Genomic DNA, 26,392 nt, shown 5'->3' on the forward strand with positions numbered 1-26,392 from the left:
TCTTAGCTCTGGAAGTTTGTTGTAATGAAGTAGAAGACGATATGAACAAGTAGATTGAACTATCTTTATATTTATTTTGATAAAAAGCTATTTAAAATTATTTCTTTGTTGCTCTTTCATATCAAGAGCTATTAAAATACAAAAAATCTAAAACATACTGTTTTTTGACTTTGCTCTAAATGTCATACAAAGGAGTTGTTAAATAGCTCTATTTTATATTCACAACAAATCAATCAAAATAGTCATGAATCGTAAAAACATGGCGGTTATACTGGGTATACTAGTATCTATAACTGCATATTCTCAAGAAATTGTACTTAAAGGAAAAGAACTCTTTGGTACTATGGAAGCTCGACAAATAGGCCCTGCATTAATGAGTGGTCGTATTATCGATCTTGAAAATCATCCTACCAACGCCAAAATACTGTACGCGGGTACTGCAGGTGGCGGGGTTTGGAAGTCTGAAAACGGAGGTGCCTCTTTTTCTTCTGTATTTGATGATCATGCACAATCTATTGGCGTTGTAGCGGTAGATCCTAGTGATCCTGACAATACAGTTTGGGTGGGTACCGGGGAGATCTGGACCAGAAATAGTGTTTCTGTGGGTGATGGTTTGTATAAATCGAATGATGGGGGCGCTAACTGGAAAAAAATAGGTTTCGAAAACTCTGAAAGAATCAGTAGTATAGTAATAAATCCCAAAAACGCTAACGAGGTTTATGTAGGGGTATTAGGTGCGCTTTGGGGCGATAGTGAAGACCGTGGCGTTTATAAAACTATAGATGGCGGCAAAACATGGGAAAAAATCCTGTACATTAACGAAAAAACAGGAGCGAATGATATCCTAATGGATCCCACTAATCCTAACATTCTATACGCTGCTATGTGGGAGTTTCGCAGAACGGCATGGGGATTTAACTCGGGTGGCCCGAACAGCGCATTATACAAATCGACAGATGCAGGAAAAACGTGGAAAAAGATCCATAATGGCTTTCCAAAAGGAGACCTGGGCAGGTTCGCAATTGCCATAGCTCCCTCTGCTCCAAAAACGGTATTTGCAGTTGTAGAGAGTAAAGAGGATAAAGGGCTTTATCGATCAGACGATGCGGGTGCAAGTTGGACCTTGTTAAACGGAGATTTCGGACTTGTTGTTCGACCTTTTTACTTTTCACGATTAGTTGTGCATCCCACAAATCCAGATATTTTAGTAAAAGGTGGTTTGTTTGGATCTATATCTAGAGACGGCGGAAAAACATTTAAGGATTTGGGAAATATGCATGCCGACATACACGACATTGTTTTTGATAGTAATAATCCCGATGCGATGTATGTAGGAACCGATGGAGGTGTCTATAGAAGTTGGGACGGAGGCGCTACCCTTGATATGGTAGATAATCTTCCTGTATCTCAATTTTATCATATTAGTGTTGATAATGACGAACCCTACAATATTTATGGTGGTTTACAGGATAATGGATCGTGGTGGGGACCTTCTTCATCCCCAGGAGGTATCGAAGCCCGTGATTGGAATCCTGTTGGTGTTGGCGATGGATTTAGAGTTTTAAGACACCCTACGAAAAGAATAATTTATTCTGAAATGCAAGGCGCACAAAATGTATGGAGGTATGATATGGATAAAAATTATACCAAAAATATACAACCGTTTCCTATAAAAGGTGAAGCAGATCTGCGTTTTAACTGGAATGCTCCTATGGCTGTGAGTGCACATCAACCGGATAGATTTTACATGGGAAGTCAATTTCTACATGTTAGTGAAGATATGGGGGATAACTGGAAAAAAATATCTCCAGATTTGACTACCAATGATCCTAAAAAACAGGATAAAGAATCAGGAGGTATTTCTACAGATAAATCCGGAGCCGAAACCCATACCACAATTTTTACTATTGTAGAATCTCCATTAGACGAAAAAATAATCTGGGTAGGCACAGATGATGGAAATGTACAGATCACCCAGGATGGAGGAAAAACTTGGACCAATACGGTTGCAAACATACAAGGACTTCCAAAAAACACGTGGGTATATCATATTGAAGCTAGTACTCATAAAAAAGGAACTGCTTATGCCGTTTTTGACGGTCATGCCTCTGGGGACATGAACACCTATGTTTATAAAACTTCAGATTTTGGAAAAACATGGAAATCTATCGTCACAAAAGATATCAAAGGTTTTGCTAGAAACATTCAAGAAGATTATGTAAACGAAGATTTATTATTTCTCGGGACCGAGTTTGGTTTGTTTATTACTATAGACGGCGGACAGCACTGGTCAAAATTCACGAATAAAATGCCGGCTACCGCCGTTCATTTTATTGATCTACAGAAACAAACAAACGATTTGGTCATGGGCACTCATGGTCGAGGTATCATTATTATTGATGACATTTCTCCGCTACGACAAATTAATCAAAACATACTTACCAAGGATGTTCACTTCTTTGATACCAAGCCTGCCATAATTAAAGAAGAAGGAGGCTTTGGTGGTGGTAGTACAGAACTGCAATTTGTAGGTGATAACCCAAGCTCAGATGCTAAAATCATTTATTATCTCAAAAAAAGACACACCTTTGGTAAAATGACCTTGTCTATACAAGATAAAGAGGGTAACGAAGTCGTAAGTTTAGTTCCGGGTAAAGCGAAAGGTATTAATGTAGTCAACTGGAATTTTAGAAAAAAAGGACCCAAAGTAGCCGCAGGTAAGACTTTTACCTTTGGAGGGTTTACGGCACCAAGAGTTGCTGCCGGTACGTATAAAGTGGTTCTAAAAAAAGGCAAAAACGAGTATACAAGTACACTTACAGTGAAAAACGACCCTGCTTCTTCAATCACTCCAGACGATAGAATTGCGCATAAAAAATTAACGCAGCAATTGTTTGATAACATGGAAACACTCGCGTATTTGGTCTATAAAATTGATGAGCATAGTAAAGTAGCTGAAAAATTGATTGAGAATGATCCTGCCGCAAAGAAAATTGCCACTCCGGTGATCGAAGCTTTAACCCAATTGAAAGAAACTCTGGTGGTTACCACCGGCGACAATTATGTAGCAGAAGCAGAACCACAGTTACGCGAAAAACTATCTCAATTATATGGTGAAGTAGCGAATCAGTTTGAAAAACCCTCTTATGCGAAAATAGAAAATCAGGAGATACTAGAAACCCGATTAAATGAAGCTAAAGTTTCTTATGACAAAATCAAAAGCAAACAAATTGCTAAATTGAATAATTATCTAGAAAAGACAGGAAAATCTCCTACCAAAATTTTAGATAAAGAAGCATTTATTAATAAATAATACCAGTTCTACTTTGAAATTGCTCAAATAAAAGCAGTCATTTTTTGTTTAGACGAAAAATGACTGCTTTTATTTTGAAGTATAAACTGAAAAGGGCAATCCTGACTGCCATCCAACAGGTGGGCAAGTTTTAATGAGTGATTTTAAAGTGGAAGTGGTTTAAACTTTTTAGACCTTCTTATAATTCAATGTAGATTGGTCACATACAATTTAACTCGACTACCTGGTAGTCCAATTGTTCATAAGTCGTTTACAACTCAAATTCTTCAGGTGAAATATCAAGAATACTAATCCGTATTTTAGTTATATATGTCAACATATCAAAAAGTAAAGGATTTACATTTAGAGTATTGCTAAATTTATAAAAAATGGCGTGAACATTGTACGTGGAGTAAGCAAAAATCAAAGGAGTATTATACCTCGAATATCGAGTAATCTATTTGAATTATGGAAAACAGGGAAATAAGTTTATTAGAAATACGTCCAAAATTATCAAATGTTAGAGTTTCTGAAAATATGAGTAGCGACGAAAAGTTTCAGAATAGAACGCTTAGACCGATAGTAAAACTTCAGGGAAACTTAATAATAGAAGTATTTAGAAATTATATTAAAAAAAGAAAAAATACCTTCTACGAAATATCCCTTGAAAAGCGATTGATTTATATTGAAAATGCTATCCAGAAAGACATGAAACTTAGAAATAGTTTGAAAGGAATGATCATTGGTCAATTTACCATACAAGAGTATTTACAATACACTCAAAACTCTTCTGCCCTTAACAAAAGAATGATGAATATTGTAAAAGAAAGATTACAAGATAATGTGCAACTACTAGAAAGCCCATTATCTGTAATTACTTCATAAACTGATTTATAAATCGGTTCTGTTAAAAGATGATGCGAATTATTATATGGGTATGTTTTCTAAGCTATTGCTCTATGTGTTGGTCCCAAAATTTGGATAAACATCTTTGGAAACATAGAATTATTGTCATTTTTACTGACTCGTTTTTAAATACTACATTTCAAAAACAAAAATTAGAATTGCAAGCCTATCCACAAGACATCAAAGATCGAAAACTTGTGATGTATGTGGTCACTCCAAAATCGTATCAGTTTGGTTTACAACGCACCTCTTTACTATCTACAGATATAGAATTCTTAAGCACTTTTAATAGCGATCAATCTCCTTTTAAAATAGTTTTGATAGGTTTGGACGGGAATGTTAAATTGAGTTGCAAGGATGATCTACAGGCCAGCGACATATTTAATCGTATAGATCAAATGCCTATGCGAAAAAATGAACTTAAAAATTAGTGACTATTCATTTTCTTGTGTTAAACTTATTTCAAATAAGATAGTACATTCTGTTCAATACGTTTTTCTATTTGGTCGACATTAGCCTTATGAAAAGTTTCACCGGTAATCTTTTCATAAAGTTCAATGTACCGATCTGAAACAGAAGAAACAAATTCAGCAGTCATCACAGGAATTTGCTGACCTTCCTTTCCTTGAAACCCTTTATTTATCAACCACTGTCGAACGAATTCTTTTGATAACTGTTTTTGAGGTTCATCATTTTCTTGTCTTTCCATATATCCTTTCGCATAAAAATACCGTGAAGAATCAGGAGTATGAATTTCGTCTATCAAAACAATCATTCCGTCACTAGTTTTTCCAAATTCATATTTGGTATCTACCAGAATTAATCCACGCTCTGCAGCAATTTCTGTTCCTCGTTGAAAAAGTTTATGAGTATACTCTTCAAGAATTTGATAATCGCTTTTAGAAACGATTCCTTTGGATACTATTTCTTCTCGCGAGATATCCTCGTCGTGCTCACCATTATCTGCTTTTGTTGATGGTGTAATAATAGGGTTAGGAAACTTATCATTTTCTTTCATCCCCTCAGGCATAGCTACACCACAAAGTTGACGCTTTCCTTTTTTATATTCCCTTGCGGCATGACCAGACAGATATCCTCGAATCACCATTTCAACCTTAAAAGGCGTACATAAACGCCCCACCGCTACATTAGGATCGGGCGTATCGATAAGCCAGTTAGGTACTAAATCCTCTGTGGCTTTCATCATTTTGGTAGCTATTTGATTAAGGATCTGACCTTTGAAAGGAATTCCTTTAGGTAAAACTACATCAAAAGCCGATAAACGATCTGTAGCAATCATAACCAGCAATTCGTTATCAATAGTATACACTTCTCTCACTTTTCCTTTGTATACCGATTTTTGCTTCGGAAAATTGTAGTCGGTATTGGTAATTGTATTCATTTGTTGGGTTTGGTGTTTCTAGGTTCTAGGTTTTAGGTGTTAGGTTTTAGGTTTTAGGTGTTAGGCTTATGGTTTCTTGTTTCTCGTTTCTCGTTTCTCGTTTTCCGTTTCTGGTCTCAAATACTTATCAACTTAGATTCTTAAAATCTCAGAGACTTTGAAACTTAGATTCTCAGAAACTCAAAAACTCAGAAACTCAAAGACTCAATGACTAAAAGACTCAACAACTCAAAGACTAAAAAGACTCACAAACTACATCATCCATTTCTATGCTCTATTTCTTTATACGCCGCAATAACCTTTTTTACCAGTTTATGCCGTATTACATCTTTATCGTCGAGATATATCATACCGATACCCTGGATATTTTTAAGAACGAGCAACGCCTCCTTCAGTCCAGAAGTTACTCGTCTTGGCAAATCGATTTGTCCCGGATCCCCGGTAATAATAAATTTTGCATTTTTACCCATACGAGTCAAAAACATTTTCATTTGGGCGTGTGTTGTATTTTGAGCTTCATCCAGAATTACAAAAGCATTATCCAACGTTCTTCCTCTCATAAATGCCATGGGAGCGATTTGTATAATTCCTTTTTCAATAAAACTATCTAGTTTTTCACTGGGGACCATATCGCGTAGCGCATCATAAAGGGGTTGCATGTAGGGATCTAATTTTTCTTTAAGATCGCCTGGCAGAAATCCTAAATTTTCTCCGGCTTCAACAGCTGGTCGTGTCAAAATAATTCTTCGAACCTGCTTTTCTTTTAATGCTTTTACAGCCAAGGCTACACCGGTGTATGTTTTTCCGGTACCCGCCGGGCCAATGGCAAAAACCATATCATTCTTATTTGAAGACTCTACCAGTTTTCTTTGATTAGCCGTTTGTGCCTTGATCAACCTCCCTCCTACACCGTGAATTAATGTTTCGCCACTACTTACAGAAGTTTCATAATCATCTTTGCTCTCGCTGGTTAATACGCGTTCGATAACATTTTCATCGAGCTTATTATACTTTCCGAAATGATCCAGAAGCATATTAAAACGAAGGTCAAACTCTTCGAGCATGTCTTCGTCTCCGTAGACTTTCATTTTACTACCACGTGCAACGATTTTCAGTTTAGGAAAGTACTTTTTTAATAATTGAATATTGCTATTCTGAAGTCCGAAAAACTCTCTCGGATTAATCTCTGTAAGTTCAATAATGAGTTCGTTCAAAAGCTATATAAATTTTTAGTATGAATTGTTTTACGGATTGACTAAGTTTGTCGTACTGATAATGATAGTATTTGTTTTAAAATTTTTCAGAGGGAAACAAAAATGAGAATTTAAGATCATCCAGAATACTATGAAATTTTTATTCTGTACGCCTACAACCTGACCAAGAAGTCGGGTCATATTCTATTTTGAAACCAAAAGAAAAACTTTTTGTGATTACAAGACAAATTTACATATTTTTAAGGGCTTACCGTTAAAAGATATTAACAATTATTACATGCCGATAATTACATTAACTACAGATTTTGGAATCAAAGATCATTTTGTAGCTGCGGTAAAAGGAGCTATCTATACCGAGCTACCAGATGCCAAAATAGTTGATGTTTCGCACGAGATTTCGCCATTTCATATTACTGAAGCCGCTTACATTATTCAAAATGCGTATAAAAATTTCCCAAAAGGAAGTATCCATATAATTGGTATAGATAGTGAGCTTCATCCAGAAAATAAACATATTGCCTTATATCTTGATGACCATTATTTTATATGTGCCGATAATGGATTAATAGGAATGATTACATCAGAATTTAATCCTGAAAAAATTGTAGAAATTAACATCCATGATGCTATCGTATCTAATTTTCCGGTAATAGATGTGTTTGTAACTGTAGCCTGTCATATTGCGCGAGGTGGAACTTTAGAGGTTATTGGTAAATCAATTTCTGAAATAAAAACGATCAAAGGAATAACACCCATCGTTAATGTTGGAGATACTCAAATCGTGGGTAGTATTATTTACATTGATAATTACGGTAATTTAATTACTAACATTACTAAAAAATTGTTCGAAAAGGTAGGAAAAGGAAGAACATTTACTATCATGGCTCGTACAGCAATTTTTAAAAGTGTATATGAACGGTATAGTGATGCTATCAATTTTAAACTCGATAAAGGTAAGCGGGAGGAAGATGGAAAAAAACTAGCTATTTTTAACTCTTCAGGATATTTAGAACTTGCCATATACAAAAGTAACCCTAAAACCGTAGGGGGTGCATCCAATCTTTTTGGATTATACTTTCGGGATACGGTCACTGTTAGTTTTGAATGATTGAGAATTAGTAGTGAGTATTGAGTATTGAGTATTGAGTACTTTATACTTTATACTATGTACTGTCTACTTTATATTCCGATATTATTCAAGCAAAGTCACTAATCTGATTGAAAAGACTGCAAAAACATAACGTCTTGTAGGAAATTAAAAGACTTTATCCTATAACTAGATCATAAATAACTATAAGCTTTGTAACTTTATCGTCTTTTAACTATCGCGCATGATTATACGAATTGTAAAAATGGGGTTTGTCCCTGACCAAATTGATGCTTTTTTAAAAATCTTTGAAGAAAATAAATATAAAATCAGAAATTTCGAAGGTTGTCACTATGTTGAATTATTACAGGATACACAGCAACCCAACCAGTTTTTTACCTACAGTCACTGGGAATCTGAAGAGCACCTCAATAACTACAGAAACTCTTCGTTATTCAAAAGTGTTTGGTCAAATACAAAAAATAAATTCAACCAAAAACCCGAAGCATGGAGTGTGAGAAAACGTTGAAATGCAAAATGTAAAATGATAAATGTAAAAGTTATGAGTTATGAGTTATGTGTACTCTACTAAAAATTGACTAAAACCCAAAACCTAATCACTATCACCTAACAACTAACAAACTATGTTTGCAATTCTACGAAAAGAAATAAACACATTTTTTACTACCGCAGTTGGGTATCTCGTGATTGCTGTGTTCTTACTTTTAAACGGACTGTTTTTATGGGTATTCAAAGGGCAGTATAACATACTGGATAGTGGATTTGCCGACCTCTCCCCTTTCTTTCAAATTGCGCCCTGGATATTACTTTTCCTGATTCCTGCCGTGACTATGAAAACATTTTCCGAAGAAAAAAAACAGGGTACGTTAGAGGTATTATTTACCAAGCCTATAAAGTTATGGCAATTGGTTCTGGGAAAATATCTAGCAAGTCTTATAGTAATAAGTATCACTTTATTACCTAGTCTTTTGTATGTTTTTACACTCGTTCAATTGGGAAACCCCGAAAGCAATATTGACATCGGAAGTACATTAGGATCTTATATCGCCTTGTTGCTTTTGGCGGCAACATATGGCGCGATTGGCATATTTTCGTCTGCTATTACTCATAACCAGATTATTTCCTTTTTAATCGCTTCATTGTTATGCTTTACTTTCTATTTTGGTTTTAATGCACTGTCAGCATACGAAATTCTAATTGTAGACCATTTAGGGATGCAACTGCATTTTGAACGAATGGGTCAAGGTGTAATTGATACCAGAGATGTATACTATTTTATAGGATGTATTTTACTTTTCATCGTACTTACTATACTACTTTTAAGTAAAGAAAAAAGAAAACGAAAATTTAAGATCCTAGCTATTGTTTTAGCTCTTTTATTTATCATTAGTGCCTTAGGGAATTCTAATTACAAGCGTTTTGATGTAACACAAGATGATCGTTTTACGCTTTCTAAAGCCACCAAAAATTTAATTTCAGAAGTTCCTGATCAAGTTGTAATCGACGTACTTTTAAAAGGTGATTTTCCGCCAGAGTTTAAAAGATTACAAGCAGAAGTCAGACAGATTTTAGATGAATTTAACGCGCTAAATTCTAATATACAGTACGTTTTTACAAATCCGCTAGAAGAAGAAGCACTACGCGCCGAAACCATCAATCAATTACAGCAATTTGGTCTTACTCCAATGGAAGTAAGTGTTCAAGAAAGTGGAAAAACCGAAATTGAAACCATAGTCCCATGGGCCATTCTAAGCTATAAAGATCGAAGTGTCAAAGTTTCTCTGGTTAAAAATACGATGGGTGCTACTGCTGAAGAACGTGTAAACAATTCAACACAACAACTCGAATACGTTTTTGCAGATGGTTTCACCAAACTATTTCATCCTAAAAAATATAAAATTGCTGTGCTAAAAGGTAATGGACAATTACCAGATGCTAAGATTGCCGATTTTATTAAAACACTACAAGACTATTATTTTGTTGGAGCTTTTACATTAGATTCTGTTGCCACTAATCCTCAAAAAACAGCATCTGATCTCCAAAAGTTTGACATGATTATCAATGCAAAACCTACCAAAGCTTTTTCTGAAAACGAGAAGTACATTTTGGATCAATTTATAATGAAGGGGGGCAAATCACTTTGGCTTATAGAATCTACGACTATGGAAATCGATAGTTTAATGAATCCTGAAGGTTCTTCTGTAGCGCTTATGCAAGATCTTAGACTGGGAGATGTATTATTTTCTTATGGGGTGCGTGTAAACCCCATTCTGGTTAATGATTTATACTCTGCCCCGCTCGTTTTGGCATCGGGAGAAGGTAATGAAACTCAATTTACGCCATACCCCTGGTTTTATGCATCTTTAACCAAAAGTAATAGCAATCACCCCATTGTTAATACCATCGAATCTGTAAAATTTGAATTCTCGAATCAAATTGACACCCTTAAGAATACGGTAAAAAAAACAGTTTTACTTACCAGTTCAGAAAAATCGAAATTAGAAGGTGTTCCTAAAGAAATACGATTAGATATCATCAGAAAAAAACCAAATATTGCAAGTTATACTGAAGGACCTCAAAACCTTGCCGTACTGTTAGAGGGACAATTTAAATCTGCGTATAAGAACAGGATAAAACCAGTTTCGCTGCCATCCCACAAAGACCAGAGTATCGACACCAAAATGATGATCGTGTCAGATGGAGACGTTATTAAAAATAAAATACGTAAAGGTCAACCTTTGGAGTTAGGATATGATCCTTACCTCAACCTCAAATATGGCAATAAAGAGTTTTTATTAAATACCATAAATTATCTATTAGATGATTCGGGACTTATAGAAGTGCGAAGTAAAGAGATCAAAGTTCCGTTTTTAAATGTTGAAAAGGTGGTTCGAGAACGTACGCTTTGGCAGGTTATTAATTTGGTTGTCCCCTTAGTGTTATTACTGGTATTTGCATTTGTATTTTCGCTATTGCGGAAAAGAAAATATCAAAAACCATAGTGATACCATATATACATTACTATTTGATTTTAATGTTTAAAAATCTATGTTGTCCGATACAAAAGTTGATACGCTCTGAAAACCTCTATTACCATTAAGAATTTATGAGTTTATAGAAAAGACACCTTACTTTTCTAAAATTTAGACAACTTATTTTGAAACTGAATCGCCTTTACTTCAAAAACCATAATAGACAAGTAGTTACAAATAAGTCTTTGCTCTATTTTCTAGCAGCGCAGCGGTCTATTTTCTTTAACCGACAATACTGTTTAAAAATCTATTTTCTATATTTGGCACAACTGTAAAAAACATATGCTATAGACCCCGAAACCCTAAATACCGTTCTCAAAACCGAAAACTTATCGATAGGTTATCATTCAAATAAGGCATTAAATGTTGTAGCTGCCGATATCAACCTAAAACTGTATCAAGGAGAATTGATTGGTTTGGTTGGTGCCAACGGAATAGGTAAATCTACGTTATTAAGAACGTTGTCGAGAGTTCAACCGGCCTTGCATGGTAGTATACTACTATCTGGTAAAGAACTAACCGCATACAAACCTGTAGCGCTTGCCTCACAATTAAGTATTGTACTTACAGAGGCTATTGCATCAAAAAACCTTACCGTTCAAGAATTGGTGGCTTTGGGTAGGCAACCATATACCAATTGGGTAGGCAAACTAACTGATGAAGATATAGAAAAAGTAAGAAAGGCTCTAGAAGTAACACATACACAGGACCTTACTACCAAACGCTGCTTCGAATTAAGTGACGGGCAGCTTCAAAAGGTACTTATTGCCAGGGCCATAGCACAAGATACCCCTTTTATTATGCTAGATGAACCCACCACTCACTTAGATGTTTACCATAAGGCTTACATTTTAAAGCTTTTAAAACGTCTTGCTTTCGAAACCAAGAAAACTATTTTATTTTCTACTCATGAAATCGATTTTGCCATACAGTTATGTGACAAAATGATCGTTATGAACACTAACGGTTTTGAATTTGGCCGACCCAAAGAATTGATTCAGGCGCGCGCATTTTCAGGACTTTTTCCTGAAGATTTAGTCATTTTTGATGAAAAATCAGGACGCTATAAAGTTAGAAGCTAGTTGCTCATGAAAATGTAAGAAAATATTTTCACTCTAGAATCATTTTAGCGATAACGATCTTTTTTTTAGCATATCAGCACGCATTCCTCACCATTGAGCACGCCTTTCGAAAATTATTCCGATACTTTAGCTCAAAACCTTAAAACAATTAATGATGAAACGTATTTTAAAACTCAAATCGATTGCAACGGTATTTATCTTCACGCTATTTTTGATGAGCTGTAGTAGTGATGATAACGATGCTATTCAAGGACCAGATCCAGATACTAACCTCGAACTGATCGTTAATACTACTAACGCAGGATCAGATGAGCGTAATATTAACAGAACAACTGCCAGCTTAAGTAGCAATGTAACTGTTAATGTCACCTTTACTTCAGACGAACCCATGCGTAGACTTTATATTGCCAAAAGCGAGAATGGCGGAGCGTATGAACCCTTTCAATTTGAAGAAGGTACTGTTGACGAAAAAGCAGATGGATCTATTGATTTAGTTAGTGATAACAGAACCAGCTTTACCTTTAATATTCCTTTTGACACACCAAGTAATGCAAATGGTACTGTAACATACCTGGTATGGGCTACAACAGGTCGTGGAGACTTTAGAGACGTAACAAAAAGAAATTCAATCGACGATACGGCATTTGGTGTGATTACGTTTACTGCAGGTAACGGTGCCACGAGTGAAGGCATTCAGTCTTTCAGCCAAACAATGCTTGCCGCTCCATTGGGAGACGGAACGTCAAATTCTTTTATTTCTTTATTCAACAATACAGTATACCGCATAGATCAGGGTGAAGAATTTGCTGCATTTTGGGATTTTGGTTACTATTACGGATTAAATGGTAATGCATCTTTTGCTTCAGCACAAAATTACCCAGATAATATTATTGATATACCAGCCCTTACGAATGTTCCAGATTCAGAATTAAATACGTTCTATTTTGCAACATCGACAATAGACTTCAATTCGGTAACCACGAGAGCAGATCTTGATGGCATTACACAATCCTCATCTCAAAGAATCAACAATATGGCAGAAGGTGATGTGATAGAATTTGTTGATAGCTATGGTAATAAAGGAGTTATAAGAGTAACTGATATTGTTGGTACCGACGGAGTAGATGGTGAGATTACTTTTGATGTAAAGGTACAGACCAATTTTGTGGGCTCGAGCCCCAATATCCAGATGTAATTTTTCTACCGTATTGAAAGAATATCACGAATTTACATTGCAATTAAATTTCTTGATGAAATAAAAAGAAGTCTTCCTTATATAAATAGGAGGACTTCTTTGTTAGTAGCGTCAAATAAGATTCAGTATCTTTGAATACATAATTCTCGAGGCAAGCCCTTGAGGTATTCGTTAGCAACTAATTTTCAATTTCGAGGCAAGACTTAGGGAGTATACTACCCTTTGGCGATGCCAATAAATAATTTAAGTACATGTCAGAATATACACCGATTGCAATCTCTATAGGGGTCATTATAGTATCCATCATCATCGGTTTCTTTATTGGTAACTATGTCGCCTCGCTAAAAAATAAAAGCGAGAAAAGCATTCTTACCGAAAGAATGAATCAGGCACAACTTCAATTAGACAACTACAAGAAACATGCTGAACAACAACTTGTTGAAATAGCTTCAGATCGAGAAGAAATTCGAAGAGAAAAAGACTTTTTGAATACAGAATTGACCAGGCGCAATGCTGAATTTGACAACCTTCAGCTAAAAAATAAAGAACAAAAAGATGAAGTTGAAAAACTACAAGACAAATTCACCAAAGAATTCGAAAATCTAGCTAATAAAATTCTAGACGAAAAGTCGAATAAATTCACAGAGCAGAATAAAGAAAACATCAAAAATATTTTGACTCCGCTACAGGACAAAATCAACACTTTTGAAAAAAAAGTAGAGCAAACTCATAAAGAAAGTATTGATTATCATGCTGCCCTACGCCAACAAATCCTTGGATTAAAAGATCTTAATGAGCAAATGAGTAAAGAAGCTACCAATCTTACCAAAGCTCTAAAAGGAGATAGTAAAATGCAAGGAAACTGGGGAGAATTAGTACTAGAGCGTGTTTTGGAAAAATCAGGTCTGGAAAAAGACCGAGAATATTTCGTACAACAAAACTTTACAAAAGCTGACGGTGAAAGAGTATTGCCTGATGTGGTTATTTACCTTCCGGATCATAAAAAAATGGTGATTGACTCGAAGGTAACGCTTACCGCTTACGAACGTTATGTTAATGAAGAGGATGAACATCTGCGAGCTACCTACCTTAAAGAACACATCATCTCTCTAAAACGACATGTAGATCAACTTTCTGAAAAGAATTATCAGGATTTATACGATATAGAGTCCCCTGATTTTGTACTGTTATTTGTGCCTATAGAACCTGCCTTTGCTATCGCCATTAATCAGGACAGCAAATTGTACAATCAGGCATTCGAAAAGAACATTGTAATCGTTACTCCCGCAACTCTGCTAGCGACATTACGTACGATAGATACCATGTGGAATAATGAAAAGCAACAACGCAATGCTATAGAAATAGCCAGACAGGCAGGCGCACTTTATGATAAATTTGAAGGTTTGGTAAAAGATCTTACAGGTGTAGGTAAAAGAATTGATGATGCCAAAAAGGAGTATTCGGCAGCAATGAACAAACTGGTTGAAGGTCGTGGAAATTTAATAACAAGTGTCGAAAAATTGAAGAAAATGGGCGCTAAAGCTAAGAAATCCCTACCCGAGGCTATCATAAAAAGAGCTGTAGAAGATGAATGAATTTGAGAACATCAATCTATTGTACAATACGACAAAATTTGCTCACAATCACCTGCTTACTCCTACCTAGTCGAATAGATAAAATTATAACAAAAAAATATAAAGTATTACAAAAATGAAAAAAACACTTATTATCATTATTTTAACTATTTTCGGACTACTGGCATCCTGGTATGCTTTTGTATATTATGCAACCTATAGTGAAGGAAACCGAAGTGGTGAACTCATCAAATTTAGCAATAAAGGAGTGCTTGTAAAAACTTGGGAAGGTGAAATTAGTCAAGGGATCTCTGGAGCTCAAATCTTTAGTTTTTCTGTTGAAGATCAAGAAGAAGACCTCATTGATAAACTAGCAAAATTTCAAGGTAGTTATGTAAAAGTGACATACAAAGAGCGGTTTGCTAAATTATGGTGGCTTGGAGATACAAAATACTTTCTTATTGACGTAGTTGAAGAAAAATCTCCTCATTTTAGGAATAAATAAGACAATGATAAAAGAATTTAAAACCAATAGGGAGTCTAGAATTACAATTTCACAACTGATGCTTCCATCCCATTCTAATTTTAGTGGAAAGATACATGGTGGATACATTTTATCGCTAATGGATCAAATAGCGTTTGCCTGCGCTTCTAAACACTCTGAAGCATATTGTGTTACTGCCAGCGTAGATAAAGTAGATTTTTTAAAACCAATAGAAGTGGGTGAACTCGTAACTTTGAAAGCCTCTGTAAATCATGTAGGAAAAACATCGATGGTAGTGGGCCTTCGAGTAGAAGCCGAAAACATACAAACCGGTGCTATAAAACATTGTAATTCTAGTTATTTCACGATGGTAGCCAAAAATGAAGAGGGAAAGAGCATCCCTATACCTGGCTTGATTTTAGAAAATAAAACGGCTATACGTAGGTTTGTAAGAAGCATCATTCGAAAAGATGAAGCGAAAGCAAGACGGGATCGTTTTAAAGCCTCTGAGTTCGAATTAGAAGCACATCTCAAAATGCTCAAAGAATATAATGTACAAGTTAATTTATAAAATCAGTATTTTCCGGTTAAAGAAAATAGAACAAAGACTTATTTGTAAACACTTGTTTATTATAATTTTTGAAGTAAAGGCGATTCAGTTTCAAAATAAGTGGTCTAAATTTTAGAAAAGGAAGGTGTCTTTTCTATAAACTCATACATCCTTAATGGTAATAGAGGTTTTCAGAGGGTATCAACTTTTTTATTGGACAACAATGTTAAAAGTTAAAGCTCTTGGAACATTTTTTTAGAAATCTTATTTCTACTATTTGAACTGGTTCAAGTTTTTAGAACTCTATTGAATTGATATTTGATTGTTCGCTATTATATCTAAAATTTAACTGAGAAGTCATCCTGAATTCATTTCAGGATCTCATTACGTTTATTTTCAGCACATTGAGATGAGAAGCTGAAACAAGCCTGTGCTGAATTCGTTTCAGTATTCCGCTTGACGTAAATCGTTTTGGTTAAATTATTGATATTCATAAATTGAAATTCAACAACCACAAATCTTGAAAACCATTTATTAAAATATTTGTATCTTTCTGCTCAAACCCCAAATTATGAAACGTTTTTTTAGAGTAGTATTGCTGATTTTTACAGCTATGATTTGCTTTCACTGTAGTAGTGATGATAATATGCAGCCAAATCCAGACCCAGATTCAAATCCTGATACTAATCCTAATCCAAATAAAACCACAACCTACAATGCAGATGTAAAAGTAATTATTGATGCACAGTGCGTACGATGCCATACAGATCCACCGGTAGAAGGAGCACCTTTTCCGTTACGCAATTATTCTGAGACCATTGTGGGGGTAAACAGAGATCTTGTACTTAGAATGGTCTCGAACAGTATGAATAATGTAATGCCACCCTCAGGGCGGCTACCGCAAGAAACGATTGACATTATTTTGGACTGGGAAGCCGATGGTTTCTTAGAAAAATAGATACTTATTTATTATTTACGGCATCTTGACCTTTGTAAAATCGTTTAATAGCCATGCTATTCTCGGTATAAATTTTGATAAGATAATATCCTTTCCGAAGAGAAGAAACATCTAATTCTCTTTCTAGGTGTAATTTCTTTTCTATTCTAATGAATCCAGCCTTGTCTATAACTTTAATATGAAGGGATTGAGCAGGTATATTTGTTTCAATTTTTATAAATTCAGAAGTAATAGACGGTTTAATTTCAAAAGAAAATATGTCTTCATTAGGCATGCTCAAAACATTTCCTGGTATATGATTGGCAAATGTTACTAATATGCTCATCATAAATAATGTGGTAAGTACTAATTTTTTCATAACCATAGCTTTTAATATGTTTACTACAATATACTAATACTATTACTTTCATTATGTTAATAAAATAACAATTGGCAACGTTTTTAACGTATCTTAGCAACCAAAAAGCCAAGGCAAAATCCCTGGCTTTTAATAGTTTATATGCAGTACATGAATTTTTACTTACTCAAATACATTTTGCGTCGTGAATACAAGTCATAGAATTGATCATCTTTAAGATCATCTATAAACAAAATACTTTCTCCTGTACTTTTCATTTCGGGTCCTAATTTCTTATTTACATTCGGAAATTTATTGAAAGAAAAAACGGGCTGTTTTATTGCATATCCATCTAGGTGAGGTTTGAAATCAAAGTCGGTCACCTTTTTCTCTCCTAACATGACCTTGGTGGCATAGTTTACATAAGGTTCTCCGTATGCCTTTGCAATAAATGGTACAGTTCTGGAAGCACGAGGATTGGCTTCTATGATGTACACCGTATCATCTTTAATAGCAAACTGTATGTTAATCAATCCAACTGTATTTAAGGCCAACGCAATTTTATGGGTATGATCTTTAATTTGTTGTAATACGAATTCTCCCAAATTAAAAGCCGGTAAGGTCGCATTCGAATCTCCAGAATGGATTCCGCAAGGTTCTATATGCTCCATGATACCGATGATATATACATTTTCGCCATCACAAATAGCATCAGCTTCGGCTTCGATTGCACCATCAAGATAATGATCTAATAACAATTTATTATTTGGAATTTTGCGCAATAGATCAACTACATGCTCTTCGAGTTCTTGTTTATTGATAACAATCTTCATTCCTTGTCCGCCAAGAACGTAAGACGGTCTTACCAAGATAGGAAAATCAAGTCTGTCAGCAACTTCTAAAGCTTCGTCAGCAGTTTCGGCAGTATCAAACTCTGGGTACGGAATATTATTTTCTTTCAGCAGTTTTGAGAAGCTTCCTCTATCTTCTGCAAGATCCAAAGACTGGAAACTGGTTCCTATGATCTTAATCCCGTAGCGATCCAGTTTTTCGGCTAGCTTAAGTGCTGTTTGTCCTCCTAATTGAACAATGACCCCTTCTGGCTTTTCATGCTGTATGATATCGTAGATATGTTCCCAGAAAACCGGTTCAAAATACAATTTATCGGCAATATCAAAATCGGTAGATACGGTTTCAGGATTACAGTTAATCATGATGGTTTCATATCCGCATTCTGCAGAAGCTAGAACTCCGTGCACACAGCAATAGTCAAACTCTATCCCCTGGCCTATCCTATTGGGTCCCGATCCAAGAACTACGATTTTTTTCTTATCGGTAACTTTACTTTCGTTAGCTACATAAACTTGCCCATCTGGAGTTTCAATTTTTTCCTCAAAAGTAGAATAGAAATAAGGAGTTTGTGCTTTAAACTCGGCAGCACAAGTATCTACAAGCTTGTATACTCGTTTGATTCCTAATTCTTCTCTTTTAGTATAAACTTCACTTTCATAACAGCCCACCATATGAGCGATTTGTCTATCTGCGAAGCCTTTTTGCTTAGCTTCTAGTATAAGCTCTTTTGTTAAGGATTGTATGGTATGTGTTGAAATTTCTTTTTCAAGATGGTATAGTTCTTCGTATTGCTTCAAGAACCACATATCGATTTTGGTAATTTCATATATTCGACTTAATGGGATTCCCATTTGAATCGCGTCATAAATTACGAATACACGATCCCAGCTAGCGTAAGTAAGTTTGCTAATAATCGTGTCATAATCTGTATATCCCTTACCATCAGCTCCCAGACCATTCCTTTTTATTTCTAAAGACTGTGTGGCTTTATGTAATGCCTCTTGAAAAGATCGACCTATAGCCATTACTTCTCCTACGGCTTTCATTTGTAATCCAAGAGTCCTGTCTGATCCTTCGAATTTATCAAAATTCCATCGAGGTATTTTTACAATAACATAATCCAGAGACGGTTCAAATAATGCCGATGTAGACTGTGTAATCTGGTTGTCTAACTCATCGAGGTTATAGCCTATGGCTAATTTTGCAGCGATCTTAGCGATAGGATATCCTGTAGCTTTTGAAGCCAATGCAGAGGATCTTGAAACACGCGGATTAATTTCTATAGCAATAATATCCTCATTTTCATCAGGACTTACAGCAAATTGCACATTACAACCACCGGCAAACTCTCCAATACTACGCATCATATGAATTGCCATATCTCGCATACGTTGAAAAGTCTTATCGCTTAGGGTCATTGCTGGGGCTACCGTAATAGAATCCCCGGTGTGAATCCCCATAGGATCCATATTTTCAATAGTACAGATGATGACTACATTATCGTTGTTGTCTCGTAATAGTTCAAGTTCGTATTCCTTCCAGCCAATCAATGCCTTATCGATCATCACTTCATGAATTGGAGAAACCTCTAACCCACGGGTAAGTAATTCATCAAAATCTTCTTCTTTGTACACAAAAGATGCTCCTGCTCCGCCCAAAGTGTAAGAAGCTCTAATTACTAACGGAAAACCAAACTCCTGAGCAATTTCTTTACCTTTTAAATAAGAATTAGCAGTTGCTTGAGGTGCCATACCAATACCTATTTTCAACATCAATTCTCTAAATTGCTCTCGATCTTCGGTAATATTAATAGCATCTATGTCTACGCCAATAATTTCTATTCCGAAATCTTTCCATATTCCTTTTTCATCAGCCTCGATACACAAATTTAGAGCAGTCTGTCCCCCCATTGTGGGCAACACAGCGTCTATTTGAGGATGTTCTTTTAAAATCTCGATAATAGACTTGGTATTCAAAGGTTTAAGATATATATGATCTGCCATCGACGGATCTGTCATGATAGTCGCCGGATTAGAATTGATAAGAATGGTTTCAATTCCATCTTCTCGTAATGAACGAAGCGCTTGTGATCCCGAATAATCAAATTCGCAAGCTTGTCCGATAATAATGGGACCCGATCCTATAATTAATATACTCTTAAGTTCTTCTCGTTTTGGCATGGAAATAAATTGTGTTGTATTTAAAATTTTCTTAATAGATATAAAAAAAGGCGTTACCTACAAAGTAACACCTTTCATATTTTGTGAAGCATTTTCTCATTAGTGCTTATGTCTTAATTCTGAAGATACAGATAGCTTCTTTCTTCCTTTAGCTCTTCTTCGAGCCAATACTTTTCTACCATTAACAGATGCCATACGCTCTCTAAAACCGTGTTTATTCTTTCTCTTTCTCTTTGATGGTTGAAACGTTCTTTTCATTGCTATCTACCTTTATATATCTTCTTAAAAAATGTCTGTTCTTATTATTGGGTATGTTTTCCCAAAACTGCGGGCAAATATACAAAGACTTTTTGCTTTGACAAACCCAAATATCAAAATATTTTTATTTGTTTTTATTACCTTTGCCGCGACTTAAAAATATAACGATTCAATGTATAATAAAAATATAAAATTAGTAATTGCAGTATTGATTATAGGAGGTGCTGTATGGCAAATAATTGAAGGATATATTGGTAATGGTATCATGCTAATTTTACTTTCGTTAATTTTTGTTTTTTTATATTTTAAGAATGAAATGATTCTTTTGGCCTTTTTTAAATTACGTAAGCAAGATTTTGAAGGTGCCAAAAAATGGTTAGATAAGATTAAAAATCCTGAAAATGCATTGACCAAAAAGCAACAAGGATATTATAATTATCTTTTAGGAATTATGCTATCCCAAACCAATATTACTCAAGCTGAAAAATATCTCAAAAGAGCAATTAAATTGGGTCTATCAATGAAACAAGATCTTGCAGTTGCCAAATTGAACCTGGCAGGTATCGCTATGACCAAGCGAAGAAAAAGAGAAGCACAAATGTTGCTTACCGAAGCCCGAAAATTAGATAAGCATAATATGCTAAAAGATCAGATAGCCATGATGAAACAGCAAATGAAAAAAATTTAGGCACACTAATTGATCTTTGTATTACGTTATCTTAATTAAAGTTTGATCTTGTGGGCTCTCTATAAACCTTGATAGTCACATAAGTTTTATCAGTAGATTACAGTTTTAAAAGACTTTATAGTACATTAGCGAATGTAATAATGTTATAATGAAAAAATTACTAGTATTTGGAATACTCTTTTGCTTCTATGGAAATTTTTATGCTCAACAAGAAGTAAGAATTCCGTTTTCTACAGCAATATCTGCCCATATTGTTAAATACAACATGAAAATGGATGCAGCTTATAGAGAGAATGATATGGAGCGGGCGAAGTTTTTATTTGATTCTTTGGTTACCAATCACCTTAACGGAACGTATCTGGATAACTTTACTGTAAACACTTTAAAAGAAGATCCTTTTTCTTTTAAAGAATTTGAAAAACCTTTATTTTTAATTACCTATGCGGCATGGTGTGTTCCTGGAATAGGAGAAATTCCCGCTTTAAATGATCTTGCAGATCGGTTTCATGATCAAATTGATTTTGTCGTTCTTTTTTGGGATACAAAAGAAAATCTGAAAGCAAAAAGTAAAGATTACAGTGAGCACATAAAACTAGTATATGTTGATGAAAAAACAAATCTAGATTCTCACATCGTTAATAAATTGAAGCACGCTCTTGGTTTCCCAATGATGTACTTTACCAATGAAGAGAAAAAATTACTAAACATTCAAAAAATAGAAACACATCACTCTAGCGAGACGCTTAGTAATTCATATAATATCCATTTCAATTCTTTATCAAAAGGAGTATCGCTAATCATTGCCGATCTTGATGCTAGAGGTTTATTAGACGGAGAAGAAAATGCTGAACTCGATGATACCCTCAATCCAGAACAAAACAAATCCACAAAGAAAAAGAAGAAAGACAAAGTCGATAAAGACGGTCGCACTGATGAAGAAAGAAGAATAGATGAAGAGTACGAGAAATACAAACGAGAAAAAGATTCTTTAAACAATAACCGAAAATAAAAGGCACTTTTAAAATGGTTTTCTCAACCTAAGATGGCTAAAAAAAAATCAATGTATTAATCAAGGATGCAGATTACTAAAAAGTAGACACAACCAATACCTAATTAGGGGTTGATACTTAATCAGTTCTTAACTACATTTGAAAAAAGGGTTCAACTTTAAAAAGTTAAACCCGCTTTTATTTGTTTACACAAAATATTGGATAGTGTCTGGATGGTGTCGCTAATCAATATTGATATCAATACTTTCCCCTATTTTTCGGAAAGCTTCCAGATCAATCTTACCTTTCTCGACCGATCGCGCCAATTGTGCCATTTTTTCAGGTCTCATATTATCTCCTAAAATTCGAACCAGCGCTAAGCCTTTTTTCTTATCTGTAGCAAAGACAATTACCTCATCTATATCATCCTCATCTCCAGTATACTTTAATACAACATTAGTGCCATTGGATCCAAACTTCATTAAAGTCTCATATTTTTCAGCACTTAAAATGGTGTTGATTGCATTACTTTCGGCTTCATAGCGTTCTTTTTTCTTTTCGGTAAGCGGCAAGGCTAAAAAATTCACTTTTTTAATACTTTCTAATGCCTCTTTTTCCTCGGCATTGAGCGTCATTTTTTCTTTATCCAAAAGACTAGAAGGAACATCTACAGCTATAAAATCTTCATCTCCCTGATGATCAACAAAATATTGTTGAAGCGATGTACTAGTATTACAGCTGAAACAAAGGAACATACTTAATGTTCCTAAAATTTTAAATATAATTTTCATTTTGATTGATTTATAAGACCCTTACTTTTGGTAAAGGTGATTGATTATATTTTAAATGATATTAATAGTTGATCATTTATCATCTTGACCCCTTTAACAGAACTCAAGATGATAAATCAATCAATTATAACTAATTTCTCTTTTTAACATTCTTCAATTCTTTACCTCCAGGAATATTAAGATCGTTTGCTAATTTCGATACTTGCTTTAAATCAATATTTCCGGTAATAGTTAAAATTACTGTTTCTGGTTTACCTTCTTTAGAGTCATTTCCTACCAGATACATAAACAATTCTTGAACATGGTCTTCATCTTTGCCTGGTTTGATATAGAATTTAATGTTTTCACCATCATCACTTTTTATTCTCATCAACTCGTCTAACGTAGATTTTTTTAGATACTGATTTACATCTATTTTCATTTTTTGAGCAACCTCTTTATCTTCAGTAACAAAAACCTTTATATTATTAATATTCTCTACGAGGTTTAGGTATTCTTGTGTTTCAGCATCAGTACTTTCAAGATCTATTTTACTCAATAATTTGAACATTTTACTTGTAATTACCATAGAAGTTACGTCATTCATATCTTCATATTTATCAAAATAGCTTTGCGCATTCGAAATATAAGGTACGACTGTTAGTATGAGTATAATTGCTAATTTTTTCATGATTACATAATTTTAAATGTCGCTATAGGTAAGCGTTGATTAATTTTTACTTTATAAACTTGTTTTTTGTGTTTTCAAATTCTCGAAGGTAGACTAATCCTTGTTTTCCTTCATTCATATATTGCGAAACCATATTGAGTATTTTTTTGGTTTCTTGCAGTGCTATTTCAGGATCTTCATAAGTATCGACAGAGCCAGATGGCGTTGTTTTGGTTAAAAACATACCTGTAATAAACACTACACAAGCAGCCACACCTATCATCCAGGAGTATTTGGTTTTCTTATTTTTTTCAAATACAATATTCCTGGTAGCTGTGATGTTGCTTTCTTCTGAAAAATACTGAAATACATCTCTGTAGCTCTCGAGGTGTGACGGCACAGTTTCTCTGGTAAAATAAACCTTCAACTTTTTTTCTTCAGAAATGGTCGTTTCACCCTCGAAATATTTTTCAAGTAATTTTTCTAGTTTATCCAACTCCATGCTTATGCTTTTTTAATAATTCTTCTCTAATTTTTTTTCTTCCTCGAGATAAAGCCACTCTCACGGCAACTTCTTTAATCCCAAGCATTGCTGCAATTTCTGCGTTGTTATACTGTTCTATATCTCTTAACTGAATGATCATTCGTTGTTGCTCTGGCAGATCATTCATGATTTTCCCTACCCAATCTAAACTATCTTTTGCTTCTACTTGTCGTTGTAAAGATGGTTGCTCATCTTTATAATTACTGTGTACGATTTTAAGATTTCCCGTTTCTTTAGCCTTTAACTTGTCATAGCAATAATTCTTGGTCATTGTCATCGCAAAAGCTTCTACGTTCGTATATTCGGCAATTTTACTTTTATTTCTCCAAAGCTTCAGTAAAACCTCTTGTGTCGCGTCTTCGGCTTCTTCAGTACTTATCAACAAACGTTTCGCTAATCTAAATAGCTTATCTTTAAATCCATTGGTAAGCGATATAAATGCTTTTTCTTTCATGTGTTCATTTTAGTCACATGGAACCTTTATGATTAAACAGTCATTTTTCTACATTTAATGCTCTTTTTAATCTAGTCGGTTTCATTTTTTGATTGATTGATGGTGAACTGGTTTATACTTTTCTAGCACATCGAAAAAAGTGTAAACTAGTTCTGTATTAAACTCTGTTAGTTTTATATAAGGGAGACGACTATATCTATAATTTGTTACATTCTTTTTTAAAATTATAATAAAGTAGTTACATTTAGCATTTGACATATAGTGTGATTTTATGAAAATTTGGAAACGTATTTTGGTGTGGTTACTTTTTATAAGTGTATTATCTTCTTGTTTTGAAGATAATGATGATGTACCGCAAATCGCCACTACTCTAGACATCAATGACTACATCTGGAAGGGTATGAATGTTTTCTATCTCTATAAAAGTGATGTTGCGCTTCTGGCAGATGATCGTTTCTCATCGGATCAAGATTACACGAATTTTTTAAGAGATTTCTCGACACCTGAGTCTTTTTTTGATAATTTGCTATCAACCGTAGATGAATTCAGCTTTTTGGTTAACGATTACGTAGCTTTAGAGCAATCTTTTGACGGAGTAACAAAAAATAATGGTATGGAGTTTGGCCTTGTCAGATATCCCAACAGTTCTAGTTTGGTTTTTGGCTATATTCGATATATTCTACCAGGTACAGATGCAGAAGCAAAAGGATTAAAAAGAGGCAATATCTTCAATACTATTGATGGGACTCAAATAACCGATCAAAATTTTCGTAATTTATTGGCTCCCGATAGCTACACTATTGGCTTGGCTACTTTCGACGGATCAACGGTAACACCTACAAATGACCTGGTTTCTTTAACAAAAAGTCAGTATACCGAAAACCCTGTATTTATCACAAAAATCTTAAATATCGGTAATACACCTGTGGGATATCTTATGTATAATGCCTTTACAGCCGATTTTGACACACAACTTAATGCGGCTTTTGCTCAGTTTAAATCAAGTCAAGTCACAGATTTGATTTTGGACGTGCGATACAACGGTGGCGGATCGGTCTCTAGCGCTATTGATCTATCTAGTATGATTACCGGTCAGTTTAATGGCGAAGTATTTACTACAGAAGAATGGAATGCAGCATTACAAGATAGGTTTGGGAGCACAAATCTTTTTGACAATCAAATACGAACCGGAGATGCCATCAATAGCCTCAACCTAACTCGTGTTTATGTACTTACTACCAGAAGTTCTGCATCGGCTAGCGAACTTGTAATAAACGGATTAGATCCTTATATTGAAACCATACAAGTTGGTGATACTACGCGAGGAAAATTTCAAGCATCTATCACTGTGTATGATACCGATAATTATGGTCGGCAAGGAGCTGAAGCTTCTGGACATACCTACGCCATGCAGCCATTAGTGCTTAAATCTATAAATGCTGCTGGGGTATCTGATTATTTTAATGGTTTCGCTCCAGATGTTTTAATCGAAGAAGATTATTCTAATTTGGGCATGCTTGGTGACCCCGAGGAGCCCTTATTAAAAGCTGCCATTGATCAAATTACTGGTGCCGGAGCCACTAAACAAAAGTATAGTACCCAAAGTCTGAACGATATAGGAAGTAGTAAAATGTATTTACCTAATTTTGAAAAAATGTACGTTGATTTTACCGCCCGAAATAACGAATAAAGAATAATTTTACGATAGTTATAAAATATACTGTTTATGAGAATCGTTAATAGCTTAGCTGCCAAATGCACACAGGTATAAAAAATTACTGTTCTGCTTATATCTCGATTTTCAGATACACTTTTAATGAAGTAAACGTAATCAAATTGACGGATTTTAATTT

General features: G+C 34.7%; 24 protein-coding genes. 15 read left to right on the forward strand and 9 right to left on the reverse strand.

Translation table 11 applies throughout. The features are described 5' to 3' along the window. Positions 1-244: 244 nt before the first annotated feature. From J8281_RS12165 to J8281_RS12175, 3 genes are all read left to right on the forward strand, one after another. On the forward strand, positions 245-3,313 hold the full coding sequence (locus J8281_RS12165) for a hypothetical protein (protein WP_210197905.1): 3,069 nt from the start codon (positions 245-247) through the stop codon (positions 3,311-3,313). A gap of 447 nt (positions 3,314-3,760) precedes the next feature. Then, positions 3,761-4,177 (forward strand): glyoxalase, encoded by a 417-nt coding sequence (locus J8281_RS12170; RefSeq protein WP_210197906.1) that lies wholly within the window; start codon positions 3,761-3,763, stop codon positions 4,175-4,177. A gap of 92 nt (positions 4,178-4,269) precedes the next feature. After that, positions 4,270-4,629: a DUF4174 domain-containing protein gene (locus tag J8281_RS12175; protein ID WP_210197907.1), complete on the forward strand. Its 360-nt coding sequence runs from the start codon at positions 4,270-4,272 to the stop codon at positions 4,627-4,629. A gap of 26 nt (positions 4,630-4,655) precedes the next feature. Here the strand turns inward: J8281_RS12175 and J8281_RS12180 are convergent, their stop codons facing one another. Both J8281_RS12180 and J8281_RS12185 read right to left on the reverse strand, forming a co-directional pair. Further along, positions 4,656-5,600 (reverse strand): phosphoribosylaminoimidazolesuccinocarboxamide synthase, encoded by a 945-nt coding sequence (locus J8281_RS12180; RefSeq protein WP_210197908.1) that lies wholly within the window; start codon positions 5,598-5,600, stop codon positions 4,656-4,658. Between the two features lie 257 nt (positions 5,601-5,857). Beyond that, positions 5,858-6,814: a PhoH family protein gene (locus J8281_RS12185; protein WP_210197909.1), complete on the reverse strand. Its 957-nt coding sequence runs from the start codon at positions 6,812-6,814 to the stop codon at positions 5,858-5,860. A gap of 277 nt (positions 6,815-7,091) precedes the next feature. On the opposite strand from J8281_RS12185, the gene J8281_RS12190 reads away from it, so the two are divergent. The 9 genes from J8281_RS12190 (at position 7,092) to J8281_RS12230 (ending at position 16,797) form a co-directional block, all read left to right on the forward strand. Then, positions 7,092-7,922 (forward strand): S-adenosyl-l-methionine hydroxide adenosyltransferase family protein, encoded by an 831-nt coding sequence (locus J8281_RS12190; RefSeq protein ID WP_210197910.1) that lies wholly within the window; start codon positions 7,092-7,094, stop codon positions 7,920-7,922. Positions 7,923-8,145: 223 nt separating this feature from the next. After that, positions 8,146-8,430, forward strand: a complete 285-nt coding sequence (locus J8281_RS12195; protein WP_210197911.1) for a putative quinol monooxygenase — start codon at positions 8,146-8,148, stop codon at positions 8,428-8,430. A gap of 115 nt (positions 8,431-8,545) precedes the next feature. Further along, positions 8,546-10,924 (forward strand): gliding motility-associated ABC transporter substrate-binding protein GldG, encoded by a 2,379-nt coding sequence (gene gldG / locus J8281_RS12200; RefSeq protein WP_210197912.1) that lies wholly within the window; start codon positions 8,546-8,548, stop codon positions 10,922-10,924. 365 nt (positions 10,925-11,289) lie between these two features. Then, on the forward strand, positions 11,290-12,036 hold the full coding sequence (locus J8281_RS12205; RefSeq protein ID WP_371812610.1) for an ABC transporter ATP-binding protein: 747 nt from the start codon (positions 11,290-11,292) through the stop codon (positions 12,034-12,036). 151 nt (positions 12,037-12,187) lie between these two features. Then, positions 12,188-13,231 (forward strand): hypothetical protein, encoded by a 1,044-nt coding sequence (locus J8281_RS12210; RefSeq protein WP_210197913.1) that lies wholly within the window; start codon positions 12,188-12,190, stop codon positions 13,229-13,231. Positions 13,232-13,482: 251 nt separating this feature from the next. Further along, positions 13,483-14,826 (forward strand): DNA recombination protein RmuC, encoded by a 1,344-nt coding sequence (locus tag J8281_RS12215; RefSeq protein WP_210197914.1) that lies wholly within the window; start codon positions 13,483-13,485, stop codon positions 14,824-14,826. A 115-nt stretch (positions 14,827-14,941) separates the two neighbouring features. Then, positions 14,942-15,310, forward strand: a complete 369-nt coding sequence (locus J8281_RS12220) for a 6-phosphogluconate dehydrogenase (RefSeq protein WP_210197915.1) — start codon at positions 14,942-14,944, stop codon at positions 15,308-15,310. Positions 15,311-15,314: 4 nt separating this feature from the next. Next, positions 15,315-15,860, forward strand: a complete 546-nt coding sequence (locus J8281_RS12225) for an acyl-CoA thioesterase (protein WP_210197916.1) — start codon at positions 15,315-15,317, stop codon at positions 15,858-15,860. A 550-nt stretch (positions 15,861-16,410) separates the two neighbouring features. After that, positions 16,411-16,797 carry a hypothetical protein gene (locus J8281_RS12230; RefSeq protein WP_210197917.1) on the forward strand — a complete coding sequence of 129 codons (387 nt, stop codon included), beginning with the start codon at positions 16,411-16,413 and terminating at the stop codon, positions 16,795-16,797. A gap of 4 nt (positions 16,798-16,801) precedes the next feature. Here J8281_RS12230 and J8281_RS12235 read toward each other — a convergent pair whose 3' ends face one another. From J8281_RS12235 to rpmH, 3 genes are all read right to left on the reverse strand, one after another. After that, the gene (locus J8281_RS12235; RefSeq protein WP_210197918.1) at positions 16,802-17,155 is read right to left on the reverse strand and encodes a T9SS type A sorting domain-containing protein; all 354 of its coding nucleotides are present in this window, start codon (positions 17,153-17,155) and stop codon (positions 16,802-16,804) included. A 158-nt stretch (positions 17,156-17,313) separates the two neighbouring features. Then, positions 17,314-20,166 carry a carbamoyl-phosphate synthase large subunit gene (gene carB, locus J8281_RS12240; RefSeq protein ID WP_210197919.1) on the reverse strand — a complete coding sequence of 951 codons (2,853 nt, stop codon included), beginning with the start codon at positions 20,164-20,166 and terminating at the stop codon, positions 17,314-17,316. Positions 20,167-20,265: 99 nt separating this feature from the next. Next, entirely contained in the window at positions 20,266-20,424 is a 159-nt protein-coding gene (gene rpmH, locus J8281_RS12245; protein WP_073314535.1) for a 50S ribosomal protein L34, read from the reverse strand. Positions 20,425-20,596: 172 nt separating this feature from the next. On the opposite strand from rpmH, the gene J8281_RS12250 reads away from it, so the two are divergent. Together J8281_RS12250 and J8281_RS12255 are read left to right on the forward strand one after the other, a co-directional pair. Further along, on the forward strand, positions 20,597-21,112 hold the full coding sequence (locus J8281_RS12250) for a DUF2892 domain-containing protein (RefSeq protein WP_210197920.1): 516 nt from the start codon (positions 20,597-20,599) through the stop codon (positions 21,110-21,112). Between the two features lie 148 nt (positions 21,113-21,260). Further along, positions 21,261-22,121 (forward strand): redoxin domain-containing protein, encoded by an 861-nt coding sequence (locus J8281_RS12255; RefSeq protein WP_210197921.1) that lies wholly within the window; start codon positions 21,261-21,263, stop codon positions 22,119-22,121. Positions 22,122-22,343: 222 nt separating this feature from the next. Here the strand turns inward: J8281_RS12255 and J8281_RS12260 are convergent, their stop codons facing one another. The 4 genes from J8281_RS12260 to J8281_RS12275 form a co-directional block, all read right to left on the reverse strand. Next, the gene (locus J8281_RS12260) at positions 22,344-22,892 is read right to left on the reverse strand and encodes a DUF4252 domain-containing protein (RefSeq protein WP_210197922.1); all 549 of its coding nucleotides are present in this window, start codon (positions 22,890-22,892) and stop codon (positions 22,344-22,346) included. 130 nt (positions 22,893-23,022) lie between these two features. Beyond that, entirely contained in the window at positions 23,023-23,562 is a 540-nt protein-coding gene (locus J8281_RS12265) for a DUF4252 domain-containing protein (protein ID WP_210197923.1), read from the reverse strand. Between the two features lie 46 nt (positions 23,563-23,608). After that, positions 23,609-24,043, reverse strand: a complete 435-nt coding sequence (locus tag J8281_RS12270) for a hypothetical protein (protein ID WP_210197924.1) — start codon at positions 24,041-24,043, stop codon at positions 23,609-23,611. Further along, positions 24,030-24,539: an RNA polymerase sigma factor gene (locus J8281_RS12275; RefSeq protein ID WP_210197925.1), complete on the reverse strand. Its 510-nt coding sequence runs from the start codon at positions 24,537-24,539 to the stop codon at positions 24,030-24,032. The genes J8281_RS12270 and J8281_RS12275 overlap by 14 nt, the downstream gene beginning before the upstream one ends. A gap of 271 nt (positions 24,540-24,810) precedes the next feature. Between J8281_RS12275 and J8281_RS12280 the strand changes: the two genes are divergently transcribed. Next, positions 24,811-26,229 (forward strand): S41 family peptidase, encoded by a 1,419-nt coding sequence (locus tag J8281_RS12280; protein WP_210197926.1) that lies wholly within the window; start codon positions 24,811-24,813, stop codon positions 26,227-26,229. The last annotated feature ends 163 nt before the right edge of the window (positions 26,230-26,392 follow it).

This window comes from Aquimarina sp. U1-2, from assembly GCF_017897595.1.
GTDB lineage: Bacteria > Bacteroidota > Bacteroidia > Flavobacteriales > Flavobacteriaceae > Aquimarina.